This is a genomic window from Collinsella sp. TF05-9AC (genome assembly GCF_003438495.1).
Taxonomy (GTDB): domain Bacteria; phylum Actinomycetota; class Coriobacteriia; order Coriobacteriales; family Coriobacteriaceae; genus Collinsella.
In genome coordinates this window covers 1-7,127 of the sequence record NZ_QSSH01000053.1, presented here as the reverse complement: position 1 = coordinate 7,127, position 7,127 = coordinate 1, and the positions used below count along the sequence as shown (strand labels likewise).

Here is a 7,127-nt window from a genome sequence, read left to right as displayed (position 1 = left end):
GGAGGCCAGGGCGCCGCTGACCGGTGGACGGCACCGAGCCGTACGCTTGAACTTAGAAGGGGGAGGCCTCGCGGCCTCCCCTTTTTTGCGTTTACGGGCTTTTGTCTCACATAGTAGCTGTGTTTTATAACCCTCGTTTGTCGCATCTTCTGTGAACGGGCTACAATAACTTAGTCTGTGCGATCTGGAGGTGAACATGGCTGAAGCTGGTATCGGCGTTGATATCGTCGAGATTTCCCGCATGAAATCAATTCTTGAAAAGACGCCGTCGTTTGCTCGGCGTGTGTTTACCGAAGAAGAGCGTGCGTATTGCGATGCATCATCGCGTCCCGCTGCTCACTATGCGAGCCGCTTTGCTTCGCGCGAGGCGGTACTTAAAGCTCTCGGCACGGGTTTTAGTCAAGGCGTGGGTCGCAAGGATGTTTCGGTTACGCGTGATAAACTCGGCAAACCGAAGGCGCTGCTTTCGGGCCGTGCTCTCGAGATCGCTCAAGAACTGGGTGTTGTTGAGGTCGCTCTTTCCATTACGCTTACAGGAGACTTGGCCGTTGCGAATGCCATCGCGATTACCGAAGATGCTCGGCCTAAGCCAAAAGAGGAAAAGGTGAGCACCAAGAAACGCGTAGCGCAGACATTTAAAGAGGCTCGCTCTGTTTTAGATGAGCTTGAGCAGCTGCAGAATTCAGCATTGACGGAGCACCTGGGCGATGCTTCGCAAGATACGCTAGGAGCATAGATGAAACCGGTTTTGAGTACCGAAGAAGTCGTTCGTCTCGAGGATATCATCGAACGCGAAGGGACTTCGAAGGCCGAGCTTATGGAGCTAGCGGGTGAGTTTGCCGCCAACGAGGTCTTGAAGCTCAATCCCGATCGGGTTCTCGTTCTGGTCGGTTTTGGTAATAATGGCGGCGACGGTTGGGTTGCCGCCGATATCCTGAGCCATAAGGGTGTGGACGTGGATATCGTTTCTCCGGTTGAGCCGGATGAGATTCCTGCTGCTCTGGCACGTCATGTTGCTCGTCGTACTGCCGGCCGCGATGTGCACGTTTGCGTCGGCCCCTCGCGTGACGAACTCGAGGTTTTGATCGATAAGGCCGATGTTGTTGTCGATGCCATTTTTGGTACCGGTTTCCACGGAAATCTGCGTGCGCCGTTCTCCATCTGGATTCCTACGGTCAATGAATGCGCCGATTGTGTCGTATCCATTGATGTTCCCTCGGGCCTGAATGCCGAGACGGGCGTTGTTGATGACGACTGCATTCGTGCCGAGCATACGGTGACGATGATTGCGCCCAAGATTGGTCTGTATAGCGCTGATGGTCCTGAGTATGCTGGCGATTTGATCTGCGGTAATCTTTACGACCGTCTTGACGAGGTCATCGATGATGTCGACCACGCCGCCGAGATTGTCGAGCCCGGTGACTTAGTTGATTACTTTGCCCCACTACCTACGAATATCGATAAGTACTCCCGTGGCTCTGTGCTTATTGTCGCCGGATCTGCGCAATATCCTGGTGCTGCCATTATGGCGGCCAAGTCTGCAGCTCGCGCGGGTGCTGGTTACGTGGCAGTCGCGGCTCCTGACGCCTGCGCCAATCTTATTCGCATGGCACTTCCTTCGATTCCCGTCTTTGCTATTCCGTCTGATTCCCGCGGCTCCTTTGGCGCCGCTGCGCGCATGACTGTGTGCGAGATTGCAAAGAAGTACAGCTGTGTACTGTGCGGTCCCGGTATGACGACATCTGCCGGCGCTATGCAGGTGGTTTCGGGCTTGCTCGAGCTTGATGTGCCGCTTATCTTGGACGCCGATGCACTCAACTGCCTTGCTAAGATTGCCATTGACGGTATTGATAGTAATCCCGAGATGTATCGTCGCGAGCAGCCGTTGGTTATGACGCCGCACTATCGTGAACTTTCGCGTCTGGTTGCCGGTGACGAGGTGAACGACCTTGGTACTGCGATTGCAGCCGCGCAGAAGGTTGTCTGGGCTGCAGGCTCTGACAATCTGGTGGTCATTGCCAAGGGGCCGACGACGGCTATCTGTGGCGTTGAGCGTGTGCTGCTGCCGCTCTCGGGTCCGGCTTCTCTGGCAACTGCCGGTTCGGGTGATGTCCTCGCGGGTATTTTGGCCGGCACGCTTGCCACCATGCGCGACGAGATGGATCGTTGGGAGTTGCTGTATTCGTACGCCGTCGCACTTCACAGCTACGCCGGTTTTGCCGCGGCGACGGAGTATGGTGAGAAGAGCGTCATCGCGACCGATCTTATCGACTTGATCGGTCCGGCCATGGAACTGGCGGCAAAGGATGCGCTCGAAGATCTGGGAATCATGGACGAAGGGTCGGATGACTAATCATGAATAAAGCCGATTTGACGCGCTGGTCCTGGGTCGAGATCGACCGCGGGGCGCTCCGTCGCAACACGAGGGCCTATAAGAACTTGCTGAATCCACGTCAGCGCCTGTGCTGCGTGGTCAAGGCCGATGCTTATGGCCATGGAGCTGTTGAGTGCGCCAAGATCATGTATTCGGCCGGTGCCGACATGTTTGCCGTGGCGACGGTTAACGAGGGCGTTGAGCTCCGACAGGGCGGGATTACGAAACCCATCCTCATCCTAAGCGAGCCGCCTATCGAGGCCATTCCGACGTTGCTCGAGTTTGATATCATGCCTTCGGTCTATACGTCTGACTTTGCTCTTGCGTATGGCGAATGTGCCGTCGCGGCGGGCAAAGTGGGCAAGTATCATCTCGCCATCGAGACGGGCATGAATCGTATCGGCGTTCACTACACGCAGGTGCTCGACTTTGTCCGCGGTATAAATTTCCATCGCGGTATTCAGTGCGACGGCGTATTTACGCACTTCGCCACGGCCGATGAACCTTCGGGCTGGGACTACAAGCTGCAGTGTCAGCGCTTTACCGAGGCCGTTCAGGCCATTAAGGATGCGGGTTTTGAGTGCGGTATCGTGCACTGCGCCAACACGCCGTCCTCGATGCTCGACCCCTCGATGCATTTTGATATGATCCGCGCCGGCGTTGGCTTGTATGGCATGCAGCCGTGCGAGCTGAGTGGCCGCGTGATGCAGCTTGATCCCGTTATGAGCGTCCATGCGCGTGTGACGCGCGTGGCACACCCTGCGATGGGTGAGGGCGTGGGCTACGGTTTTACCTACCGCGTACCGCGTACGCGCGTTCAGATCTGCACGCTGCCGATCGGTTATGCCGATGGCCTATCGCGTACGCTTTCCAATCGTATGGATGTGCTGTATCGCGGCGAGCGTGTGCATCAGGTTGGCAATATCTGCATGGACCAGTTTATGGTCGCCATTCAGTCCAACCCGGCACACGAGATTCCCGAGGCCGAGTATGGTGACGAGATAATCATTGTCGGCCGCGATGGCGATGCCGAGATCACTATGGACGAGATGGCCCGACTGCGTGGAACGATTAACTACGAGGTCGCCTGCGGCTTTGGCATGCGTCTCGACAAGGTCTACGTGTAGGAGCCGCTATGGGCGTCATGCACATCCCCGGCCATACCCATCAGGCACCACGTGAGGTCGCACTCGAGGAAATTGAGGCCGTTCTGGGCGATTGTCACCTCTGCCAGCTCTACCAGTCGCGTCACAATATCGTGTTTGGCGTGGGAAACCCCCGCGCTCGCGTGATGTTTATTGGTGAGGCGCCGGGCCGCAATGAGGATTTGCAGGGCGAGCCCTTTGTGGGGGCGGCAGGCGAGGACCTCAACGGCATTTTGTCGCTGGCGGGCCTCAAACGCGAAGACGTCTACATTGCCAACGTGCTTAAGTGCCGCCCGCCGGGAAACCGCAATCCGCGTCCCGAGGAAGTGCTGGCTTGCTCGCCGTTTTTGCGTGAGCAGATTCGAAGCATCTGGCCCGATATTATCGTGACGCTCGGCAACCCCGCGACGCACTTTGTGCTTAAGACCGAGATTGGCATTACTAAGCTGCGCGGCAGGTTCCACCAGATGGGGCATTTTGTAGTAATGCCCACGTTCCATCCGGCAGCAGCGCTGCGCAATCCGGCGTGGCAGGAGCTGCTGGAGGAAGACTTTAAGATGCTGGGCGACTATCTGGAGCGACATCCCGCACCAGAGGACGCCTCGGAATAATAAGGAGCATATATGTCCCTGGAGCGCCTGGGGGTAGGTACTTACAAAACGACTTGCGCTGCCGATACGGAGTACTTTGGCGAGCTAATTGCACCGTGCCTTGAGGACGGCGATGTGCTCATCCTGACCGGTGGCCTGGGAGTGGGCAAAACTCACTTTACCAAGGGCGTCTCGCGCGGGCTGGGCGATGGGCATATGGTTACGAGCCCTACGTTTGCGCTCATGGCCGTTCACGATCAAGGTCGTATTCCGCTGTTTCACTTTGATCTATACCGCCTGGAGCATGCCTACGAGCTCGAGGATACGGGCATTTTCGATGTGCTGGGCTATGAGGGTGCTTGCCTGCTGGAATGGGGCGAACAATTCCAGGACGAGCTGACGGATGAGTATCTTTCGGTGACGCTCAAGCGTGATGAGGGCGACAGCGATGTGCGAACGATAACGCTCGAGGCGCACGGTGACCGCGCAATGGAGCTTTCCCATTTGATTGATAAGGCTGTACAAGATGAGCTTGCATAACGACAACGCGCTGGTGGTGGCGCTCGATACCTCGACCGACATGCTTGCCTGCGCGGCAAGTTGGATTGATAGACAGACGGGCGAGACGAAGCTCGTGAGTGGCGACCACATGTGTCGCCGTCACGCCAACGTTGAGCTCGTGAATACCGTTGATGGTGTGCTGGCTCAAGCCGGTCTGGATCGCAGCGATGTTGGTTGCTACGTGGTCGGCCGCGGCCCGGGGTCGTTTACGGGTGTGCGCATCGGCATCTCCACTGCCAAGGGCCTCGCACGTGGTGCCAATGTTCCGCTGCTGGGCGTGTCAACGCTTGACGCTTGCGCTTGGACGGCGTGGAAGGCTGGCGTGCGCGGCAAGCTTGGTATCTTGGCCGATGCTATGCGCGGTGAGGTATATCCGGCGCTGTATATGCTGGTCGATGAGGGCCCCGAGCGTCAATTTGAGCGCGAACACGTGGTCAAGGCCGCCGTGGCGCTTGATGAGTGGCGTCAGACCGCGGGCTGGGATCAGGTTCAGCTGACCGGTGACGGTCTCGTGCGCTATGGCAAGCTGCTGGGTGGGGACGAGACCGCTCGCTGTGTGGAGCGCGACCTGTGGTGGCCTTCGGGCGAGGGCTTGCTGCTCGCGCACGCTGCGGGTGACGGCGATCCGGCTCGCGTCCTGCCGATTTACACGCGCCTTTCGGATGCCGAGGAAAACGAGCGCAAGCGTCTTGGTCTTGCCGAGAGTGCGCAGAGCGAAATTACGGGCGTTGCTGATGAGCTCGCCGGTCGTCATCTGCAGTTCCGTCCCATGGGCGCGGCGGATGCCGAGGGCGCGAGCGCGCTAGAGGCTGCCTGCTTTGAAGGTGCCGGACACGAGGCGTGGACGCCGGGCATGTTCCTGTCCGAACTGGGCGAGGACGTCGCTGCGCCGCGTAGTTGGTGGGTGGCACACGACGACGGCAAGCTGCTGGGCCTTGCCGGCGGTATGGTCGTGGACGGTGATGTGCAGATTCTGGATGTCGCCGTCGACCCGGCACATCGCCGTGAGGGCATTGCCCGCAAGCTGCTGTCGCATGTGAGCTATGATGCCCAGATGCTCGGCTGCACCACGGCTTCGCTCGAGGTCGAGGACGGCAACGAGGGAGCGATCGCGCTTTATAACGCTCTGGGCTTTACCGAGGCAGGATGGCGCCGCGGCTACTATGGTGCCGGCAAGGATGCCATCGTCATGACGGCTCCGCTGCCCCTCGTGCTTCCGGTCGACAATGCTTCGCCCGAGCCGACGGCGGCAGAGCAGCGCGTATGGCCGCTGCCTGCGCCTGGGCGCTCCGAGGGGGAGCGAGCCGAAATTGAGCGCCGCCGCCTAGTGCTCGCTATCGAGAGTTCCTGCGACGAGACGGCCGTGGCGATTATCGATGCGGATGGCAATATGCTGGCCAACCAGGTGTCGACACAGATTGATTTCCATGCCCGTTTTGGCGGCGTAGTGCCCGAGATCGCTTCGCGCAAGCACGTTGAGGTTATCGTGAGTGTAGTGGATGCGGCGCTTGAGGATGCCGCAGCATCGCTTGGTCTTGAGGGTGGAGCCATTGCCCCCAGCGAGCTTGCCGCCGTGGGCGTGACACAGGGTCCGGGCCTGGTGGGCGCGCTCGTGGTTGGCGTCGCCTTCGCCAAAGGCTTTGCCTACGCTGCCGGCAAGCCGCTCGTGTGCGTCAACCATCTGGAGGGGCACCTGTTTGCCAACTTGCTAGCGCAGCCCGACCTCAAGCCGCCGTTCATCTTCACGCTCGTCTCGGGCGGGCACACCATGCTCGTGCACGTGAAGGCATGGGGCGACTACGAGGTACTTGGTGAGACACTCGATGATGCTGTGGGCGAGGCCTTCGACAAGGTAGCCAAGGCGTTGGGTCTGGGCTATCCCGGTGGCCCCATCATCTCCAAGCTGGCCGAGACGGGCAATCCCCGCGCGATCGATTTCCCCCGTGCGCTTAACAGCAGGGGAGACTATCGCTTCTCGCTTTCGGGCCTTAAAACCGCTGTGACGCTCTACATTGAACAGGAGACCAAGGCCGGGCGCACGATTCACCTTCCCGATCTGGCGGCTTCGTTTGAGGCAGCTGTCTTTGACGTGCAGTACAAGAAGGCCAAAAACGCACTGCACGCTACCGGATGCAAGGAATACTGCATCGGTGGCGGCGTCTCGGCCAACCCGCATCTGCGCGAGATGATGATCAAGAAGCTTGGGCGTCAGGGGATTCGCGTAACGGTGCCGCCCTTGTCTGCCTGTACCGATAACGCAGCCATGATCGCGGAGGTCGCTCGCCGTAAATTCGACCGAGGTGAAATCTCGCCGTTCGATGTCGACGCCGATCCGAACATGACGCTGTAGCTGGTACGGCGCGGTCCCCGGACGGAGGGGCCGGATATAAGGTTTCCTGCTCTACAGTCCTGCGCAAGACGAAGGCCACATTAAGTGGCCTTCTTTGCGTGCGGAAC

General features: G+C 59.1%; 6 protein-coding genes. All 6 read left to right on the top strand.

Going from position 1 to position 7,127, the window contains the following annotated elements:
- Window positions 1-196: 196 nt before the first annotated feature.
- The 6 genes from acpS to tsaD are packed head-to-tail and all read left to right on the top strand — an operon-like array spanning window position 197 to window position 7,020.
- A complete protein-coding gene (acpS, locus tag DXC52_RS09605) occupies window positions 197-736 on the top strand; it encodes a holo-ACP synthase (RefSeq protein ID WP_006235843.1) in 540 nt (179 codons plus the stop codon).
- The gene (locus DXC52_RS09600) at window positions 737-2,353 is read left to right on the top strand and encodes an NAD(P)H-hydrate dehydratase (protein WP_082222952.1); all 1,617 of its coding nucleotides are present in this window, start codon (window positions 737-739) and stop codon (window positions 2,351-2,353) included.
- Window positions 2,354-2,355: 2 nt separating this feature from the next.
- Complete coding sequence (alr, locus tag DXC52_RS09595) at window positions 2,356-3,501, top strand: alanine racemase (protein ID WP_006235847.1); 1,146 nt, start codon at window positions 2,356-2,358, stop codon at window positions 3,499-3,501.
- An 8-nt stretch (window positions 3,502-3,509) separates the two neighbouring features.
- Window positions 3,510-4,130, top strand: coding sequence for a uracil-DNA glycosylase (locus DXC52_RS09590; protein ID WP_006235848.1), 621 nt, complete (start codon window positions 3,510-3,512; stop codon window positions 4,128-4,130).
- A gap of 12 nt (window positions 4,131-4,142) precedes the next feature.
- Window positions 4,143-4,649: a tRNA (adenosine(37)-N6)-threonylcarbamoyltransferase complex ATPase subunit type 1 TsaE gene (tsaE, locus tag DXC52_RS09585; RefSeq protein WP_006235849.1), complete on the top strand. Its 507-nt coding sequence runs from the start codon at window positions 4,143-4,145 to the stop codon at window positions 4,647-4,649.
- Complete coding sequence (gene tsaD / locus DXC52_RS09580; protein ID WP_117747071.1) at window positions 4,636-7,020, top strand: tRNA (adenosine(37)-N6)-threonylcarbamoyltransferase complex transferase subunit TsaD; 2,385 nt, start codon at window positions 4,636-4,638, stop codon at window positions 7,018-7,020. The genes tsaE and tsaD overlap by 14 nt, the downstream gene beginning before the upstream one ends.
- The last annotated feature ends 107 nt before the right edge of the window (window positions 7,021-7,127 follow it).

Bases quoted from the DNA above. Each gene is read 5' to 3' on its own strand.
- acpS (WP_006235843.1), top strand. From the start codon at position 197: ATGGCTGAAGCTGGTATCGGCGTTGATATCGTCGAGATTTCCCGCATG.
- DXC52_RS09600 (WP_082222952.1), top strand. From the start codon at position 737: ATGAAACCGGTTTTGAGTACCGAAGAAGTCGTTCGTCTCGAGGATATC.
- alr (WP_006235847.1), top strand. From the start codon at position 2,356: ATGAATAAAGCCGATTTGACGCGCTGGTCCTGGGTCGAGATCGACCGC.
- DXC52_RS09590 (WP_006235848.1), top strand. From the start codon at position 3,510: ATGGGCGTCATGCACATCCCCGGCCATACCCATCAGGCACCACGTGAG.
- tsaE (WP_006235849.1), top strand. From the start codon at position 4,143: ATGTCCCTGGAGCGCCTGGGGGTAGGTACTTACAAAACGACTTGCGCT.
- tsaD (WP_117747071.1), top strand. From the start codon at position 4,636: ATGAGCTTGCATAACGACAACGCGCTGGTGGTGGCGCTCGATACCTCG.